We start from the raw sequence: 18,330 nt of genomic DNA, 5'->3' as shown, positions 1-18,330 counted from the left end.
CGGCCGGTCCGGCGTCCGCCCCCTCAGTGCAAACCGAGGAGGAGGACGGCGATCACGAAGAGGGCGATCAGCACGGCCACGGGTACGGCGCCCCACGAGCTCGGCTGTGGCGGATCGGGGGGCTGCGGGAGCGGAACCGCGCCCGCCGCACTGTCCGCGGTGACGGTCGTCTTCGGACTCGTGGCCGGCGTCCGTGCGGGCACCGAGGCGACCGGCACCGACTCGAACAGGTCGGCTTCCTGGCGGGCCACGCGAGCGCACCAAGGGCAGGCGCCCAGGTGGGCGGCGTAGGTGTGCTGGGTGCGGACGGCGCAGGACGCCGTCTCGTTCCGTGTCGTCTCCAGTGCCTCGAACCACTCGGCGGGTGTGGGTCGGAGCGTGGGATCGGAGGGCGAGCTTGCGAAGGTGCGCTCGGCCAGGGCGCGGAGCGCGGGCGGCAGGATCTCCGGTGTGACCGTCCCCCGGGGCATGATGACCCGCTGCGGCTGGGTCACGTACGAGGTGCCCTCGGCGATGCGGCTGCCGATGGAGATGCTGACCGAGCCCAGATCCTTGGGGTAGCCGCCGAACGGATGGGTGCCGCCGGTCAGCAGCTGGAAGACACAGATCGCCAGGGCGAAACTGTCGCTCGCCTGGGAGGCCGGCGCACCCTCCTGGCGCTCGGGCGCGCTGTAGGCGGGCGTGTGCATCTGGGAGCGGAAGCGCGGGCCCCCGCCCGGATCGTCGAAGGACATCGAGTCACAGTCCAGGAAGGTCACGAATCCGCCCTGGTCCACCACGATGTTGCGGGCGGAGAAGTCGCCCACCACGATGTCCTCGCTGTGCAGACGGACCGTCAAGTACGCCAGATTCCAGGAGACTCCCAGCAGGAAACCCCAGTTCAGCTCGGGCCGGAACAAGGAGGCCCGGGTCCGCTGGTCGAACAGAGCCGCCAGTGGCACATGGTCCGGCTGGGCGAACCGCCGCATGACGTAGCCGACGGTCGTGCCGTCGGTGCCCTTGGCCAGGGCGGTGGGCCAGGCGAGTTCCGGGGCCTGGCTGCCGTCGGTGGCGCGGTCGGCCAGTGGGCGCATCCGGATCATGCTGCTCAGCCGTCGGCGCTGATCCTCGCCGGGAGGGTCGTGGTAGATCTTCACCACGCGCTGCGGCTGTCCGCTGATCGCGTAGACCGTCGCCTGTCCGCCCGAGGCCAGTGGCTCCTGCTCCAGCGGGGTGCGCTCACCGTCGACGAAGACCTCGCTCATCGGCCTCGGACCGCCCTGACCAGGGTCTTGTCGTCGGCGTTGTCGGCGGCCAGCCGTCGGGACTCCAGCAGCCTGGTCAGTTCAGCCTCCTCCTGCTCGGCACCGATGTCCGTTCGCTCCATCGCGCCGAGCACCCGGGACACGAAGTCGTGCTTGGCGCGCTTGCGGTGGTTGCCCGGGAACTCCACGGCGGCCTGGGTCAGTCCGTCGGTCGACAGCAGGATTCCCGTCACCTCCTCGTCCAGGACGCAGGCGGTCTCCAGCCGCCGCGACACATCGTCCGAGGTGACGAAGAACGCCTCGTTGCTGTACTCGCTCACCGGTGCGGGCTGGGGCAGCAGGTGGAACAGCGGCTCCCCCTCGCGGGTTCCGGCGCGCAGTACGGCGAAGCCGTCGCCCACGCTCAGATAGCCGAGCCAGCGCGGCGTGTGGATGACGACGGTCAAGGTGGTGGCGAAGTCCTCCGGACGCGGTCGGGTCCGGCGCAGGAACTCGGCGCGCAGCACGGTGAACCGGGACCGCAGGAATTCCTCCACGTCCCGCGGGTCGTCGGGCAGCCCGGAGGAGGGCAGGAAGTGCAGGTCCGCGAGTTCCACGGCCGTCTGCGCGCCCTCGCGGGAGTGTGGGCGGCTGCCCGCTCCGTCGGCGACGGCGAGCAGGAAGGTGTCCGGGCCGGTGCCGCGGTACTGGAAGGCGTCCTGGCAGGCCGCGTTGTCGCGGCGGTGCCGGTGACCGGTCACGCTGGTTCCGTGCAGCCGCCAGTGTGTCGTCCTGGTGCTCATGTTCGCCGCGCTCATGTGTTCCACGCCGACCGTTGTGTGGTGAACCGGGCGAAGATCTTCTGGTAGACCTCCTCACCGTCCCCCTTGTCCTGGGTGCCGGCGCTGGCGGACAGCATCTGGAGCACCTGCCGGAAAGGGAATCCCTGCAGACGGGCGTAGTACCTGGGCGCGATGGCACGCAACACCTGCTCGCCGTGCGGGGAAATGCCTCCGACGCCGATGGCGAACAGCCGGAACTTCTTCTTCTCCTGCTGGTCGGTGAGCATCGGCACGATCTGCCGCCAGTCGTCGCTCAGGCGGCCCTCGGTGTCGGTGGGCTGTCCGTCGGTGATCAGGCAGATCTGCGGACGGTAGTAGAGGTGGCCCGCGGCCCGCAGCGCCGCCTTGCGGGCCGCGACCAGGTGAACGGCGGTGCGCAGCGCATCCGTCATCAACGTCACGCCGCTGGCCTGCAGATGCGGTGCGCCGAACGCGTGCGCCGCGACGAAGGCGTCCGGGTCCGCGGTGTCGGCCAGCATCGTGGTGCCCTTCCAGGTGCACACGCGCCGGCCGCCGAACGTGACGAGGGCGACCTCAACGCTGTTGGTGAGGTTGATGTCCGCCCGGAGTTCCCGAACCCAGTCCTGCAACGCCCGGTTGAGCATCGTGATGGGTTCGTCCGCCATGGACGAGGAGGTGTCCAGGCACAGCACCAGAGGCTGCCTCTGGGCATTGCCCTCGGGCAGGATGTCGTTGTAGTAGAGAGGAACGCTTCGCGAGGCGTCGTCGTGCATGGGCATACCCCTGTGGATCGCTGTCGCAGTTGTCGCAGTTGCTGTCGTGCCGAGTCCGGGTCAGCCGAACCGTGAGATCTCGTCGTCGCCGAGCACCGTCAGCTCGCCGGTGCTCTCCCGGCGGACCTCCACCGGCCGGCCTGGTTCCGGTGGCTCTCCGGCTCCGCCCCAACGCGCCCGGTACAGCAGGCCGTTGATGGCCACATAGCCCTGCGGCCCGAGCACGGTACGCACGGTGGCCGACAGCAGACCCTCCCCGCGGCCACGGCCGCCCGTCGACCGCTGCCGGGCCGCGGGCTCGCGGACCCGCGCCGGCGGGACGGTGCTCTCCTCACCGTGCTGCCGGCCCGGATCCGCGGTCATGGCGGCGACCGGGACCGTCGACGGTCGTGACCCGGCGCGGTGCCCGCGGTGGTCGGCCCGGTCCCGGCGGTCCGGACTGTCCCCGGACCGCCTCGGCGCACCTCCGACGGACCCGTCGGCGGAGCCCGTGGCCGCCGCGGCGGATCCGGCGGCGGCCATTGCGGGCGCGGACGGTCGGCGGGGCCTGCGGGTACGGCCGACCAGCAGGCCCAGCGCGGTCACCAGGCACAGCAGAACGGCCAGGACGACGAGCAGGAAGGCGACGTCACCGGATACCCCGGACTCGGTGCCGCCACCGGCGTCCGCCGTCGCGCCCGCCATCCCGGGACCGGCGGTGAACAACGACGTACGGGTGTCCTGGGCGAGCCCGCGCCGCACGAGCTCGTCGCCGCTGCGCTGGTGTGTCCGTACGACATCGCAGAAGCCGTTCTGCGGACAACCGCCCTGGTCCGCCAGCTGTTGTCCGTCGCGTTCCGTCAGCGGACTGATCAGGGTGTGCGGTCCGACGACCCGGTAGGCGGCGAGGGCGAGCAGGAGGGTGCCTCCGGAGCCGGTGCGCACTCCGTCCGGGACGATCACGGTCAGCTTGCCGCGCAGGCGCCGCACGGCCTCGGCCATGGACCGCGAACCGGCGTCCTGGTGGAACTCCTGGGGCGCCGTGACGGTGACGACGGCCATGTGGTCGCCGGACGCGTCATCTCCCCAACAGCGCACGGCAGCGCCGAAGTCGGTCGTGGGGCAGTGCCCTGCCGTGAAGTGCGTGGTGTCGTCCTGTGTCGCCGGGACCGACGTGGCGGGAGGGGGCGGCTCGGGTCGTTCGGCGCCGGCCGGCAAGGCGGCTACCAACGTCAGCACCGAGCCCAGCAGGGCGATGCCCACCAGGGTCCGGGCGAGGGCGGCCCGGCGACCTGTCTCGGGCCGGTGCGCACGGCGTGGTCGGGTCGGTTCGTGGATCACAGTCGGAAGACCTCGCGGCAGCGGGCGAACATGGTCGTGGCCTGGTCGACCCAGCCGGATGCGGTGCCGTCGAAGTCGTTTTGGCTCATCCGGCACAGCAGCGGCAGGGTGCAGACGCCGGCCAGGTGGGGCTGCTTGCCGCGCACGTTCCAGACCGACAGGGTCGGCATCAGCTGTTCGATGTTCCAGGCGTTGGCGGCCGCGGCCGCCCGGGCCAGTTCGCCCGGCCCGAGCGTCCGGCCGTTGGTGATGAAGGCGACCAGGAAGCGGCTGGAGGTCGTGAGGTGGACGTGCAGGTCGTCGGCCGCTGCCTGACGGCGCGTCACATCGAGTGAGACATGGGTGTCTTCGTCATGGACCGGCAGGCCTGCCGTGGTGGCCCACTGCTTCACCAGTCGGCTCCAATCCGTGTGCAGAAGGACGTGCGCCGGGTGCGCTTCGTGGTCAGCCGTCATGCCGGGCCGCCTCGATCACCAGGGCGTCGGTCAGTCCGTCGTCCAGCACGGCGTGCGCGTTGCGGGCGAAGTCCGTACTGCCCGGCGCGGCGTGAGCGCTGTGCGCGAAGTCCGTACCGCCCGGCCCTGCTTCCGGCACCCACACGGTCGGCACCGGCGGCAGAGGGGCGGGCCGCACCATCTGTGGGTCAGGGGCGGTCACGGCCGCGAGTGTGTCGAGCAGGTCGCTCGGCGACGGCCGTTGCTCGGGTCGCCGGGCAAGGCAGGCGGCGACCAACTGGCGCAGGCCGCCGGGAAGCGCGGTGAGGTCGGGATCCTCGTGCAGGGTGCGCAGGAGCAGTTGTGCATTGCTTCCCGGGCCGAATGGGCTGCCTCCGATCGCCGTATAAGCGAGAACCAGACCGAAGGAGAACACGTCACTGGCGAACGTCAGTCTGTTTCCCTTGATCTGTTCCGGCGACATGAATTGCGGAGTGCCCAGCAATGCGCCGGGATCGGTCAGCGGTGGAAGATCCGCCACGTGTGCGATACCGAAGTCGATCACCCGTGGGCCGTCCGCTCCCATCAGGACGTTGTGCGGCTTGAGATCGCGGTGGATGATCCCGGCAGCGTGAATGTCGATCAGCGCCTCCGCAAGACCGGCTCCGAGTTCCCGTGCCCGCTCGCCATCGAGGGCACCCTCGGCCCGGATCGTCTCCCACAGGGAGCGACCCGGTACGAACATCGTGGCCAGCCACGGTTCGACGCACTCCGTGTCGGCGTCCACCACGGGCGCCGTGTACGCCCCGCTCACCTTCCTCGCCGCGGCCACCTCCCGCGCGAAACGCCGACGGAAGTCCCGGTTCGCGGCCAGGTCGGCGCGAATGACCTTGACGGCCAGCGACCGTCCGCCCCGGCTACGGGTGAGATAGACGGCCCCCATGCCGCCCTGCCCCAGAAAATCCAAAACCTGATAAGGGCCTATTCGCATAGGCATGCGATTTTGTTCCACCGCGCGTTCGATTCCCCCCGAGAGCGGTCACACCTGATCTTTTCCGTGCGGACATGGGTCAACAGGTGCGGATTCGCTAGGAAATTCCTGGCGAATGCCCGTTTAGCGTACTGGCGGCGACCGGTTGTGCGCCCGGTTATGCGGAAGAAAAGAAAAGGCGAGCGGCAACTCGCTCAGCCGGCATGCCCTACGCGAGATGCCGAGCAGCGGCTGCTCGGCATCGTCACTCAGCTATGAGATTCATGCACGGGGCGGAAGGTCGGGACCGCTTCGGCGCGGCCTGCCCGAACCGTCCCGGTCGCCGGTCAGGGCTGGATGTTCCCCAGGTCCTCCAGCAGGCCGGGGTGCTTGGGCTCCCAGCCGAGCGTCTGCCGGGTGTACGCACTGGACGAGGGCTGGTCGTTCGCGAAGATCTGGCCGAGGGGGCCGAAGGTCTCCGCCGGTACCGACTCCACCGGCAGGCCCAGCCGCCGACCGATGACCGTGGCGATGTCGCGCACCTTGTCCCCCTCATCGGCCACGGCATGCCAGGAGGTACCCGCTTCCGCCTGTTCCAGGGCGAGCCGGAAGAGAACGGCCGCGTCGAGCGCGTGCACGGCCGGCCAGCGCTGTGCGCCGTCACCCGGGTAACCGGACACGCCCGTCCGGCGGGCGATGTCGGTCAACAGCCCGGCGAATCCACCGGACCCCTGGTCGTGGACCGTGCGCGGCAAACGTACGGCACTGCTGCGGACCCCGCGCTCGGACAGGCTCAGCACCGCCGTGACCGTACGGCCCCGACCACCGACCGGCCCCTCGGTCATGAGCGGGTCGGCCTCGGTGGAGGCGCGGCCGGGCACGTAGGGCGTACCCGAACAGGTGACGAACGGGCGGTCACTGCCGACGAGTTCCTCGCCGATGGCCGCGAGGGCCGCACTCTCCTCCGCGACCGACTTCGCGATGACGTCGGAGCTGCTGAAGTCATGGTTGAACGCGAGATGGATCACCCCGTCGGCCCGCGCGGCACCGGCGCGGAGAGTGTCCAGATCCGCCAGGGCACCCCGAAGGGGCTCGGCACCGGCCGCCTCCACGGCCTGCGCGGATGCTTCGGAGCGAGCGAGGGCGAGGACCGTGTGGCCGTTGTCGAGCAGTTCGGCGACGACAGCGGAACCGATCAGACCGGTGCCGCCGGTGAGAAACACGCGCATGGGAAAACTCCCCAAAGTGATGGGACTCTTGTCCCATCACCCTACCGCGGTGACGGGACAAGAGTCCCATCACATAGGATGGTGACCATGGGCAGATGGGAACCAGGCGCACGTGAACGCCTCGTCGTGGCCGCCGTCGACCTGTTCACCGAGCAGGGGTACGACGCCACGACGGTCGCGCAGATCGCCGAGCGCGCAGGGGTCACCAAGAGCACCTTCTTCCGGCACTTCCCCGACAAGCGCGAGCTGCTCGTGGCCGGACAGGAGACGCTGAGCCGACTGCTGACCGAGGGGATCGCCGACGCGCCCGCCGACGCCAGCCCCCTCGAGGCGGTCGCCGCCGGCCTGGAGCGCGCATCAAGCGCGATGGGCCCCATGAGCCGCGAACTCGCGCCGCGCCTCAAGGCGGCCGTCGCCGCCAGCGCCGAACTCCAAGAGCGCGACGCCCTCAAGAGCGTCAGCCTCGCGGCCGCGATGACGAACGCTCTGGTCGCCCGCGGCGTACCCGGCGCGACCGCGGCACTGGCGGGCGAGCTGGGCCTCCTCGCCTTCAAGCGGGGATACGCCCAATGGTCCGAGGGCGACCGTGACGGCAAGGACGAGCTCGCCGGGTACACCCTGGCGGCCCTGGCCGAACTGCGCGCGGCGAGCGCGTCACTGGGCTGAAGCGAGGTGTCCCGTACCGGATGAGCGGCCGAAGCAACCGGCTACGACGCTCCGCCCATGGCCAGCGCGGTTCGCGCCAGCCCGCGCAGCCAGGCATGGGCGTGGTCGGTGTCGTAGCGCTGATGCCATGACAGGTACACCGGTGCCGACGGCAGTTCGAGAGGGAGGGGAAGAGCCTCCAGGCCCATGTCCGCGACCGCGGTCCGCGTGGTGACCTCGGGGACGCTGACCAGAAGGTCCGAGCCACGCGCGAACTGAAACGCGGCGGCTTCCGTGGGCGCGGTCGCCACGACGCGGCGGGTGAGGCCGAGCTGTGCGAGAGCGTCGTCGAGGGCGTTGCTGAGGTTCCCTCGTCGCGAGACGGTCACGTGCTCCGCGGCGGCGTACCGCTTCGCGGTGACGGTCTTGACGCGGGTGAGGGGGTGTCCGTGCCTCACGACGACGACGATGCGGCTCTCCCCCACCATCTCGGCACGGACGTCCGGGGCACTGGGTCGGTTGGCGTTCGCCTCCAGGTCGACCTCGCCGCGCCGCAACTCGGGCGTGTCGATGCTCGATTCCGCGACGAAGCGAAGTCGCACGCCCGGTGCCTGTTCGCGCACGGCAGCGAGCAGGGCGGGGCCGCTCAAGGCGACCAGGGAATCGTGCCAGCGCAGGGTGAAAGTGCGCTCCAACGTCGCCAGATCGAGTTCACGGCTCGGAGCCAGCACTCCCTGGACCTGGTGCAGCAGCTCGTGCACCTGCTCCCGGACGGCGCTCGCGTACGGCGTCGGAGTCATCGTGCGACCGGTGCGCACCAGGATCTGATCCCCGGTCGTGCGTCGGATCCGGCCCAGACTCCGGCTCATCGCGGGAGCGGTGACATGCAGGCGCGCGGCCGCCCCGGCCACGCTTCCCTCCTCCAGGAGCGCGTCGAGCGCGGTGAGCAGGTTCAAATCCAATTGCATGCGAGTAACTCTATGCGTGCCTGACATGCATTTGAAGTCAATGCCCGGCCTCTATACCGTCGAGATCAGAGCGCAAGACGCAACGCACAGCGCGTCTCCTCGCTCCGCATCACCCCTCCTCGCCCTTCCTCGCACGGGAGCACCTCCATGTCCGAAACCCTGTCAGCCGCCGACGCCGCCACCTCCTACGCCGACCTGCTCGAGCAAACCGCCGTCGCCGTGCGCGCGGCCGGTTCGGCACTGCGCGAACGCTTCGGCCAGGTGGTCCGGTACCGGACCCGGGAAGAGCTGATGCGCGCCCTCGCCGCGAACGACGACACGGCCCTCGACATCCTGCGCCCCAGCCTCACGCGGCTGCGCCCGGACGCCGGCTGGGTGGAGGACGAACTGGACGGCGGAGCGCTGCCGCCCGGCGAATGGTGGGTCGTCGACCCGGCCGAGGGCAACGTCAACCACCTGCACGCCCTGCCGGAATGGGCGGTCACCGCCACCCTCGTACGCGTGAACCAGCCGGTGCTCACCGTGGTTCACCTGCCGTTGACCGGAGAGACCTACACGGCGCTCGCGGGCGCCGGTGCCCACCTCGACGGCCGTTCGCTGCACGTCTCCGCGACCGCAGACCTCAACCTGAGCATCGTGGCCACCAGCCAGGCCCGGCCGGACGAGAACGAGAACGTCGTACGACGTGTCGGCTCCTCGATCACCGCGATGCTCGCCGACGCGCTGGTCGTCCGCACCGCCGTGCCCGCGACCCTGCACCTGGTGAACGTCGCCGCCGGCCGGATCGACGCCTTCTGGCAGTTCGCCGGCGCCCGCGCGGACCTCCTGCCCGGAGCGCTGCTCGTCACCGAGGCCGGCGGACGGATCTCCGACGCCGAGGGCCGCCCGTGGACCCCGCATAGCGAGAGCTTCCTGGCCGCCGCGCCCGGTGTCCACACCGAAGCGGTCACCACGCTCTCACGCTGACCGCACACCACAGCTCGTACAGAGGGAAGGACCGGATCATCCATGACAGTCATCGCCATTCTCGGAAACGGCCGTGTCGGCAGCAATCTGGCCACCGCACTCACCCGCGCAGGGCATGAGGTGACCACGGCGGACCGCACGCCGGGCGCCGCCGCCAACGCTGCCCGGACCGCCCAGGTCGTCATCAACGCCATGCCGGGCGCAGGCTCGCTGGAGCGGCTGGTCGCCCTGCGCGAGGAACTGCGCGGCAAGATCCTCGTCGACGTCTCCAACGCCACCGTCGACGACCCGGACGGCCTGCCCGCCGACCTGCTCTACCCCGGCTCGAGCCTGGCCGAGCAACTTCAGGAAGCACTCCCCCAAACGCGCGTCGTCAAGACGCTCAACACCATGCTGTTCACGGTCATGACCGCGCCTACCGCGCTCACCCGGGCTCCCGACGCCTTCCTCTCCGGTGAGGACCCGCAGGCCAAGCAGACCGTTCGCCAACTCCTCACCGACGTTGGCTGGCGAGAGGAATGGATCACCGACCTCGGCGGGATCCGGACCGCCCGCGCCACGGAGGCCGCGGTCCTGTTCGTACCGCACGTGATCCGGTCCAGCGGATTCTCGCCCTTCGCCATCTCGGTCGCGCGCTGATACTCGTTCCGTACGCCCCGCTGGAGAAGGGGTCAGTGCCGCAGGATCCTCTCCGGGTCCGGGCAATCCGCTTCGGTCTGGCGCTTCTTCAGCAAGAGCACGCCGAGTGCGGCCGCGGCGACCTGACAGCCGGCCACCGCGACGACGAGACTTCCCGACCCGGAGGACTGCCACGCGCCCGCGAGTGCGGCCCCTCCCGCGGCGAAGGCGCTCTTGATGCTTGCTCCCAGCGTGAACACCTGAGTGCGTGCGGTCGGGGGCACGTAACGGTCGCGCCCGGTCAGGAGCGCGGCGAACAGCGGCCCGGTGCAGCACCCGCTCAACACGAAGCCGCCGGCTGCGGTGGCGGCGTTGTCCGCCCAGGGCACGGTGAGCAGCGTCGCCCCGGTCGCGAGCAGCATGACGATGACGGTCCATTCGGGGCGTCGGGTGCCCCACGGTCGCCAGGCGTATATCAGCGAACCGGCCAGCGAGCCGAGTGCCATGGCGGTCATCAGGCCGCCTGCGGCCCAGGGCGCCTGGTAACGGGCGGCGAGCAGCACACAGGCCACGGGCAGGGCGCCGACGCCGAGTTGGCCCACTGCGCTGGACCATGTGAGCGAGCGTAGCGGGGGGTTGCGGAACAGCAGGACGACTGCGGCGCCGAGGTCTGCGGGGCGCAGGGCGTGGGTGCCGGCAGCCCGGGGTTGCAATGGCAAGGCGAAGACGAGCAGCCCGCCGGCCACCGCGCCCACACCCAGCGCTACGAGGGCGCGGGCAGGCCCGTACAAGGTCGCGAGGGCGGAGGCAAGGGTCGGCCCGGCGATCCCGGCCAGGTTGTAGGAGACGGCGTCCAGGCTGAAAGCACGGCTCAGCGCCGTGGGCGGCAGCAGGTCGCTCAGCAGGCTGGTCAACCCACCCGTCAGCACGGGGGTGCAGCAGCCCGCCGCGCCAGCCACGGCCAGAACGGTGGGGGCGGAGGCCCGCCCGGCCAACATCGCCACGGTGGCCAGTCCCGTCCCGTGGAAGACCAGGCAGCCGCCGTAGAACAACCGACGTCGCCGAATCCGGTCGGCGAGGGCGCCGGCCAGCGGGGCGGCGATGACACTGGGCACCAGGAGAGCCGCGATGAGAGCGCCACCGAAGCTGGTGCTGCCGGTACGGTCCACGGCGAGCAACACCAGGGCGACACGAGCCCCTTCGGAGGCGAGCCGGACCAGCAGCGCCACCTGTAAGTAACGGATGAGCGTCCACTTGTGCAGGCCTGAAGGCTTTCGCGGTTTCACGGAAGTCTGCGTACGCACTGACGCCTCCAGACCGGAGCTCTATTGCTCGGGCACCTCGCCCCTTGACGTCATACCCTGAAGGTATGACGACATGTGTGCCCGGCCTGGGCGATGCTCATAATCGGGGAGTGAGCTTCACTTTCGTCAGTGATCACTTGGCCCTCGATTTCGCCGCCACGATGGCGTGGCGCACGACGCGCCGCAAAGAACTGCTGGCCGAGCCAACAGACTTCGCCCGGTGGACTGTCGAGGCCGGGGTGGTCGACCAACTGGAGGCGGTGGCCCAGGAGGAACTGGCCGAGGCGCGGGCGCTGCGCGAGTCGATCTACCGGCTGGCCCTGGCAGCCGCCGAACGACAGCCGTCCGAGCCCGAGGACGTCGCCCGCATCCGGCAGGCCACGGCACACCCTCCCGTCAGCCTCACGCTCCAAGCCCTGGGCCGGGTGGAACGGCGCGGCGGGGTCCAACAGGTGTTGGCCACCCTCGCGGCGAGCGCGAGCGATCTGCTCGGCGGACCCGACCACCGGCTCATCCGCCTCTGTGCCGGTGAACCCTGCACCCGCCTCTTCGTCGACCGCTCCCAAGCAGCCACCCGACGCTGGTGCTCCAAACGAGGCTGCGGCAGCAGAATGAACGCCGCCGCCTACCGCCGCCGCACCCACGACGAGACGCCCACCTGACCTCAAGCCCGCCCGGCAGTGCAAACCAAGGACTGGGTCGTTCGGTCGGGCGCCGGGTCGGGCACCTCATGCCAGACGCGCGAGGGCCCACTCCGCGGCGGCGTCCTTCGACTTGATCTGACCGGTGGCGACCGTCGTCAGATGCGAGCCAGGGTCAGCAGGACGTTGCGGGTATCGCTGTCCAGGTCACCGAGCGGATTGGGGATACCGGCAAGGCTCGCCCGGACCAGATCGGCCTGCGGAACCGGGTGAAGGATCTACGCCGGGCGGGGTTTCATTTAATGGTCAACTTTGCACTCTGGCCCCAACGGGTGAAAATTCCGATATATGGTCGTTCTACAGTTCGGCGCGAGGGCGAGTGAGGGTGGCCGTGGTCGATGCGGCAGATGGAGAGGGATCGAGGCAGGCGCCGCCCGGCCTGGGCCAGCTGGAGCAGTCATTGGCGATGGCGGCCGAGCTGCAGGGTATGACCGAGGCCCTGGTGCGGGCGTCCGCGTGGATGGGGCTCGTGGGCTGGGCCGTGATGCTCTTCCAGGCTGACGGCACGCACCTGTTTCCCTGCGGGATGGCCGGTCTGGGCGGCCGCTGGCAGCCGCCGTTGCAGCCCTTGTCCACGGGGGACGCGTGGCCCGTGGGGCAGGCGGCCCTCGGCCAGGAGGACGTGGGCTGCGGGACGACGGGCCCTTACCCGTTGTCGGCGAAAGCCGGGGCCGCGGCCTGGATGGTGCTGCCACTGGCCAAGAGGCAGGGCGTCGCTGTGGCGCTGAGGCCCGGTGTCAGCGCCTTCCACTCGGTGGAGCAGGATTTCCTGCGCGGGGCCGTGAGCCTGCTGGACCGTTATCTGCCCGGCGTGGAGCGAACCGGACGCACCTCGGAACCCGCCCCACGGCTGAGGCCGCGGTCGGCCGGCGTCTTCCGCCTCGATCTGGCCGACGAGCGGGTGGAGTGCGACGAGGTCTTCGCCCAGCAGCACGCCCTGCCCGGTCGCGGGCGCTACCCGCTCGCCGACATCCTGTGCCGTATCCCCGCGCAGGACCTGCCGCGGATCGAGGAGATCCTGGGCGAGCTGCGTGAGCGGCCCGGCACCTTCGAGGTTTCCTACCGCCTCACCCTGGACAGCGGCGGCATGCGCCACTTGCGCGCGCACTGCACCAGCAGCCGGACTGAGGACAACCAGGTCCGAGACATCTCGGGGGAGGTCACCGACGTCACCACCGAGGCGCAGCGGATCGGCGAGCGGGAAGCGCTTCTGCGGGAGCAGCTACGACGTGCCGACCGCATGATCTCCCTCGCGGCCAGCGCCGCCAGTGCGAGCGGAACCCGCGAGCTGGCGGCCGCGGCCTGCGAGGCCCTCGCCGTCTTCGGTGCCGACGCCCTGGTCATCGTCGAGGCCCACGACGGCCGTACCCGTGTCGTGACAGCGGCCGGCTACGACCGCGAGCACCGCGCCGTGCTCGATGGCCTGTCGCTTTCGGCTCGCACGCCGCTCACCGACGCCCTGCGTGACCAGCAGGCCGTCTTCGCCCCGTCCCACCGCGACCTGGTGTCCGCCTACCCCCACTACGCCGCCACCCTGCCCCGACTCAGACGTCACGCCTGGGCGGCCATCCCACTCCCCCTGGCCGACCGCACCACACCGGCGGTCTGCATGTTCTCCTTCACCCGCGCCCACGCCTTCCAGCTCTCCGACCAGCCGCTGCTCATCGCCGGCGCGGCGCTGCTCGGGCGTGCTCTGGAGCGCTGCCGCACCTACGACGCCGAACACGAACGCGCGGTCAGTCTGCAGCGCAGCCTGCTGCCCGCCCGTCTGCCCGAGCGCCCCGGACTGCTGCTGACCGCCTCGTACCGTCCCGCCGCCCCCAAGGCCCACGCCGGGGGCGACTGGTACGACGCCTTCCCCCTGCCCGACGGACGGATCGCCCTGACCATCGGCGACGTCGAAGGCCATCACACCGAAGCCGCCGCTCTCATGGGCCGGCTGCGCACCACCCTGCGCGCCTACGCCGCCCTCAACCCCGACCCCGCCACCGTTCTGGCCCTCACCAACGACCTGCTCACAGCGGAGAACGACGCCGACCCCGACCACGCGCTGCTGGCGACCTGCTGTCTCATCGCCCTGGACCCGGAGACCGGCCGGCTCGACTGCGCCACAGCGGCCCACCCGGCCCCGCTCATCCACACCCCCGGCGACACGCCCGTTCCGCACTTCCCGACCGGACTCCCCCTCGGCGCCTTCGCCGGCACCCCCTACCCCACCACCAGCCTCAGCCTCCCGACCGGCAGCAAGCTCCTGCTGTACACCGACGGATTCACCGACATCCCCCACACCGACCCCGATCACGCCCGCGAGCAACTGCGCCACCTGCTGGTGGCCACGGACCCCAAGGTCGGCGCTCACGCCCTCCACGAGGTCGCCACCGCTTGCCTCACTCCGCTTCGGCCCCATGACGACTCCGCGCTCCTGCTCGCCCATCTCACCGGGACCTGAGACCTGCGATCGCCCGGACGCGTCAACTTCATGGCGCCCTCACCGCACCCGGAAGACACCGTGCGCGCCACGTTCCGCGTCGCTCATGATGTGCGTGACGAACGGGTAGTCGCCGGTCTGTGGGAAGGACAGCTCGACGAACCCACCCGAGGCGGGGGCGAGATCGAGGACCTGCGCGCCCCCGCTCGGCGATCCCGCCCCTCCCCCTCCCAGGTCGTAAGCGCCCTCGCGGAAAACCGTGTCGAACTGGCCGCCCACGACGTGGAACGCGCTGGACTCGTTCGGCCCGGCCGCCAGCACCCAGATCCGTACGCGCTCACCGGTCCTGGCGGTCAGCGGGTCGTGATCGTACTGGTTGGCGTAGCCGTTGAAGGCGACCATGTCGTAGTCCTTGGCGTTGACCTTGGCGGCGTCGGCCGTGCCACCCTGCCGGCCGAGGTAGAACTCCGACTGGACCAGCACGTATTCACGGTCGACCGTGCGCAGTTTCGGCGGGTCGATGATCACTGCGCCGAACATGCCGTTGGCGATGTGCAGGGACATCGGCATGGTCGAGCAGTGGTACATCCAGATGCCACTGCGGGTGGCTGTGAACCGGTACGTCAGGGACTCGCCGGGCTTGATGGTGCGCATCGGCCGCTTCGGCGCGAGGGATCCGGCGTGGAAGTCGACCGAGTGGCCGATCGATCCGTCGTTGACGAGGGTGATCTCGAAGGTGTCGCCGACGCGTCCGCGCAGCAAGGGCCCGGGGGCCGTTCCGTCGAAGGTCCACAGCTTCTGCCGTACGCCGGGCGCGACTTCCCTCGTCACCTCCTTCACGGTGAGCGTCTTTTTGTGCACCTGGTGGCCGGATCCGCCGGTGGCGGGCGGGAGTTGGGCGTTGCGGGCGGTGAAGCCGGCGGCCGGTTCGGCCATCGGGTCGAACGCCTCCGCGGCGGTGTCCTTCGTGGCGGTGGAGGTGCCCCGGCCGCTGTGGTCGTGGACGGTGCCGCCGCTGTTCGTGCGGGAGTTGGAAGCGGTTCCGGTGACCTCCACGGTGAAGGTCATCCCCATCTGCCGGTGGCCGACCATCGAGCACCAGCCGTCGAGGTCACGGCCGACGACTCCCGCGTCCAGCGTGCCCGTGTGTCCCGGACTGAGCCGGTCGGTGCGGGCGCCGGTCTCCAACACCAGGTCGTGGGTGTCGGTACCGGAGTTGTGCAGGGTGATCACCAGGCGGTTTCCGGCGGGTACGTCGACGGAGGACGGCGAGAAGCGCATGCCGCGGATCGTCACCGTGACCGTGGTGGTGCGGCCGGTCGGCGTCACCGTCGCCCCGTCGGCGTTCGCGGCCGCGGACCGCTCCAGGATCGGCAGCGACCGCACGTCCGCCGCGGCGCCGCCCGCGACGGCCAGCATCACGACCGCGAGCCCGAGCGCGACGCCACCGAGCACCCGGTGCGGACGCGCGGGATCCTCGGCCGGGGCGGCCGCGGGAACGGAATCTCCCTGTGCGGCCCTGCGACGGTCGCGCATACCCCGTACGACCGTCTGGACGAGCAGCACCAGGAAGAACAGCAGCATCACCAGCAGCAGTACCGAGCACGCCACCCGGACCGTCGACGGCACCGGCAGCACGCACAGCAGCAGTGCGGCGTTGGTGACGGCGAGCCGGGCCGGCCAGGCGAGTTCGAGGCTCGCGGTGGCGGCGCGTACGGCCGTGGGGCCGCCGCCCAGGACGACGGGGACGAGGAAACTCAGCGCGCCGAGGAGCACTTGGGCGATCCAGCCGGCGGCGAGCGGCGCTGTCAGCAGCGAGATCCGCTCCCCCACCGTGATCCAGGAGGTCGTGGAGACGAGGATGCCGGCCAGGACGGCCAGTGATCCGGCGAGCCATCCGCAGCCTGCGGCCACCGACCACGCGGCGAAGGATCGCGGCGACTTCGCCCGGGCCTCGCGCAACCAGGGCCGGCCCGCGACGACCAGCCCGGCGGCGTAGGCCACCATGCCCGGGGCGGCCAGAGGCGGCGGTCCGAGCAGGGTGCCGGTGACGGCGGCGCCGAGTCCGGCGAGCAGGACGGGGAGGGCTGTGCGGCCGGCCCGTTCGGCGCCGTCCGCCACTCGTGTGCGCAGCATCGTCGGCCACAGGGTGATGAGTGTTCCGGCGACGGTGAGGCCGACCCAGCCCAGCAGGTTGATCGTCTCGTGTGCGACACGCAGCCGCTCGGACAGGTCACCGGCGAGATCGCCGCGGGCCATGACGACTCCGAGCGCCGCTCCCACGGGCAGCAGGGCGGAGGCGGCCACGTAATAGCGCACCGTCATCGAGAACCGGCCGGGCAGCGCTCGGCGCATCAGTCGTACAAGCCATGCGGCGTGTGCCGTGACCGCGGCCGCGACCAGGCACGCGCCGGCCAGGACGACGTACCACCGCTCGAAGAGCATGCCGCCGATCACGCCGACCGCGCCGGCGTTCAGGCAGACCAGGCGCAGTGCGGCGGGCGCACCCCGGTTGGCCTCGGGCAGCCGCAGGACGGACGCGGCGAAGTGGCCGGACCAGATGACGATCGCGTTGGTGACCGCCCCGAGCAGCAGCACATGGACGAGCAGCCAGAAGGCGTGCGGCAGGAAGTGGTGGGCGGAGCCGACCGCGGCGAAGAGAGTGAGCCAGACGGCCACGATCGCGTTCACGCCGAGATGCCAGCGCGAGCGCGGGGAGCGGCCCGGAGGCTTCGGAGCGGATCCGCTCGCCGGGGAGAGGGACAGGTTCGTGGTCACCGGGAGGTCCTCGGATCGGAGGGTGCCGACGCGACGGCGGAGGCCGTCGCCGCCGACGATGCGCGCCGCGTGGCGATGACGGAGGCGGTGGCCGCCGATACGACGAACAGCAGCACGGCGACGATGTTGAGCACTCCGCCGACCTGCCACGCGCCCCGGACGGCGCGCAGGTCGCCGACGACCACGCGCAGCGCCAGCGACAGATGCAGCAGCCAGGCCGCCACCGCGAGCGCCGGGTGATAGGGCAGGGGACGGCGCAGGACGGCGGGCAGAATCACCGGGGCGTGCGCCATGATCATCGACATCACGAAGCCCAGGAACACGGCGTGCACCACCGCGTCGTACCGCGTCCCCTCGGTGACCGGGCCGCCGAGCAGCCACAGTGCGCCCGCCAGGCCCAGCCAGGCGTACCCGGCGAGCAGGCACGCCGCGGTGAAGCGGGGCAGGCCCGTGGAGCGCAGCAGCCGGCGGGCGATGTCGTGCGCGACGAGCCAGGCGACCAGGGCGAGCAGAGCGGCACCGAGCAGTGCGGTGCCGGTCGCGGGCCACAGCAGCGTGGCGACCACACCGGCGGTGACCGCGCCGACGCAGCCCAGGAACGTCCGTTCCGCCGACGGCGCCAGGACGGCCACCCGGGCGAGTTCCAGCCGCTCCCCCGCGATGGTCAGCACGAGGAACGCCACCAGCCAGGGCAGCATGCGCGGTACGTCGATCCCGCCCAGCCACAGCAGTGCCGCACCCAGCCCGGACACCGCGCCCGCGGCCTGGGCGATCAGGGCGGCGCTCGGCTGCCGGCGCCAGAAGCGTACGTACAGTGCGACCAGGGCGGCGCATCCGGCGACGAGCAGCAGCCGGGGTACGAGCAGGTCGACCGGGCTGAGCAGCAACAGGCCCCCGGCGCCGAGGCAGCCGGGGGCCAGATAGGCCGAGGGGCCGCCCAGGGCGACGGCGCGTTCCAGAGCGACGAGCGTTCCGGCGAAGCCGAGCACCATCAACACGCCGTGCACCTGCGGGAGTCGGTCGGTGGTGACGGGGGCCGGAAGGCCGAGCAGGCCGAGGGCGGCGTCGAGACCGGCGAGGAGGCAGAGTCCGGCGGCGAGCAGCAGGGGTGCGCGGCGGGCGCCCACACGTCGGGCGGCGGTGCCGGCGGGAGGGGGGCCGGACACCGGG

16 protein-coding genes and 1 pseudogene are annotated in these 18,330 nt (G+C 71.1%); 5 read left to right on the top strand and 12 right to left on the bottom strand.

Translation table 11 applies throughout. The annotated features are described in order from the left end of the window. Positions 1 to 23 precede the first annotated feature (23 nt). The 7 genes from FBY22_RS16470 to FBY22_RS16440 form a co-directional block, all read right to left on the bottom strand. On the bottom strand, positions 24 to 1,244 hold the full coding sequence (locus FBY22_RS16470; protein ID WP_142146333.1) for a protein kinase: 1,221 nt from the start codon (positions 1,242 to 1,244) through the stop codon (positions 24 to 26). After that, positions 1,241 to 2,026: a PP2C family serine/threonine-protein phosphatase gene (locus tag FBY22_RS16465; RefSeq protein WP_142146331.1), complete on the bottom strand. Its 786-nt coding sequence runs from the start codon at positions 2,024 to 2,026 to the stop codon at positions 1,241 to 1,243. The genes FBY22_RS16470 and FBY22_RS16465 overlap by 4 nt, the downstream gene beginning before the upstream one ends. A gap of 11 nt (positions 2,027 to 2,037) precedes the next feature. Next, entirely contained in the window at positions 2,038 to 2,805 is a 768-nt protein-coding gene (locus FBY22_RS16460) for a VWA domain-containing protein (RefSeq protein ID WP_260844874.1), read from the bottom strand. Between the two features lie 54 nt (positions 2,806 to 2,859). Beyond that, positions 2,860 to 4,119, bottom strand: a complete 1,260-nt coding sequence (locus tag FBY22_RS16455; protein WP_142146329.1) for a hypothetical protein — start codon at positions 4,117 to 4,119, stop codon at positions 2,860 to 2,862. Next, a complete protein-coding gene (locus FBY22_RS16450; protein WP_142146327.1) occupies positions 4,116 to 4,574 on the bottom strand; it encodes a hypothetical protein in 459 nt (152 codons plus the stop codon). The genes FBY22_RS16455 and FBY22_RS16450 overlap by 4 nt, the downstream gene beginning before the upstream one ends. Continuing rightward, positions 4,564 to 5,565: a serine/threonine-protein kinase gene (locus tag FBY22_RS16445; RefSeq protein WP_260844873.1), complete on the bottom strand. Its 1,002-nt coding sequence runs from the start codon at positions 5,563 to 5,565 to the stop codon at positions 4,564 to 4,566. The genes FBY22_RS16450 and FBY22_RS16445 overlap by 11 nt, the downstream gene beginning before the upstream one ends. A gap of 305 nt (positions 5,566 to 5,870) precedes the next feature. Beyond that, positions 5,871 to 6,752 carry an SDR family oxidoreductase gene (locus FBY22_RS16440; protein ID WP_142146325.1) on the bottom strand — a complete coding sequence of 294 codons (882 nt, stop codon included), beginning with the start codon at positions 6,750 to 6,752 and terminating at the stop codon, positions 5,871 to 5,873. A gap of 87 nt (positions 6,753 to 6,839) precedes the next feature. On the opposite strand from FBY22_RS16440, the gene FBY22_RS16435 reads away from it, so the two are divergent. After that, a complete protein-coding gene (locus FBY22_RS16435) occupies positions 6,840 to 7,418 on the top strand; it encodes a TetR/AcrR family transcriptional regulator (RefSeq protein ID WP_142146323.1) in 579 nt (192 codons plus the stop codon). A 41-nt stretch (positions 7,419 to 7,459) separates the two neighbouring features. Here the strand turns inward: FBY22_RS16435 and FBY22_RS16430 are convergent, their stop codons facing one another. Continuing rightward, positions 7,460 to 8,365, bottom strand: coding sequence for a LysR family transcriptional regulator (locus FBY22_RS16430; RefSeq protein WP_142146321.1), 906 nt, complete (start codon positions 8,363 to 8,365; stop codon positions 7,460 to 7,462). Between the two features lie 147 nt (positions 8,366 to 8,512). Between FBY22_RS16430 and FBY22_RS16425 the strand changes: the two genes are divergently transcribed. After that, complete coding sequence (locus FBY22_RS16425; protein ID WP_142146319.1) at positions 8,513 to 9,331, top strand: 3'(2'),5'-bisphosphate nucleotidase CysQ; 819 nt, start codon at positions 8,513 to 8,515, stop codon at positions 9,329 to 9,331. Positions 9,332 to 9,373: 42 nt separating this feature from the next. Continuing rightward, positions 9,374 to 9,970, top strand: coding sequence for an NADPH-dependent F420 reductase (locus FBY22_RS16420; protein ID WP_142146317.1), 597 nt, complete (start codon positions 9,374 to 9,376; stop codon positions 9,968 to 9,970). A gap of 32 nt (positions 9,971 to 10,002) precedes the next feature. Here FBY22_RS16420 and FBY22_RS16415 read toward each other — a convergent pair whose 3' ends face one another. Beyond that, positions 10,003 to 11,178 carry an MFS transporter gene (locus FBY22_RS16415; protein ID WP_260844872.1) on the bottom strand — a complete coding sequence of 392 codons (1,176 nt, stop codon included), beginning with the start codon at positions 11,176 to 11,178 and terminating at the stop codon, positions 10,003 to 10,005. Between the two features lie 185 nt (positions 11,179 to 11,363). Here FBY22_RS16415 and FBY22_RS16410 point away from each other — a divergent pair, with 185 nt between their 5' ends. Beyond that, positions 11,364 to 11,915, top strand: coding sequence for an ABATE domain-containing protein (locus FBY22_RS16410; protein ID WP_142146315.1), 552 nt, complete (start codon positions 11,364 to 11,366; stop codon positions 11,913 to 11,915). Between the two features lie 72 nt (positions 11,916 to 11,987). Here FBY22_RS16410 and FBY22_RS16405 read toward each other — a convergent pair. Continuing rightward, positions 11,988 to 12,172: pseudogene (locus FBY22_RS16405) on the bottom strand (aminoglycoside adenylyltransferase domain-containing protein); the annotation flags it as partial. A gap of 113 nt (positions 12,173 to 12,285) precedes the next feature. Here FBY22_RS16405 and FBY22_RS16400 point away from each other — a divergent pair. Continuing rightward, positions 12,286 to 14,403: a SpoIIE family protein phosphatase gene (locus tag FBY22_RS16400; RefSeq protein ID WP_142146314.1), complete on the top strand. Its 2,118-nt coding sequence runs from the start codon at positions 12,286 to 12,288 to the stop codon at positions 14,401 to 14,403. 39 nt (positions 14,404 to 14,442) lie between these two features. Here the strand turns inward: FBY22_RS16400 and FBY22_RS16395 are convergent, their stop codons facing one another. Continuing rightward, complete coding sequence (locus tag FBY22_RS16395) at positions 14,443 to 17,160, bottom strand: multicopper oxidase domain-containing protein (RefSeq protein ID WP_222127764.1); 2,718 nt, start codon at positions 17,158 to 17,160, stop codon at positions 14,443 to 14,445. Continuing rightward, positions 17,157 to 18,326 (bottom strand): hypothetical protein, encoded by a 1,170-nt coding sequence (locus FBY22_RS16390; protein ID WP_222127763.1) that lies wholly within the window; start codon positions 18,324 to 18,326, stop codon positions 17,157 to 17,159. Before FBY22_RS16390 ends, FBY22_RS16395 begins: the two co-directional genes overlap by 4 nt. Positions 18,327 to 18,330: the final 4 nt, after the last annotated feature.

Source organism: Streptomyces sp. SLBN-31 (assembly GCF_006715395.1).
Classification (GTDB): domain Bacteria; phylum Actinomycetota; class Actinomycetes; order Streptomycetales; family Streptomycetaceae; genus Streptomyces.
Note: the sequence above shows the minus strand (reverse complement) of the source record. Positions and strands in the feature narration are given on the sequence as shown.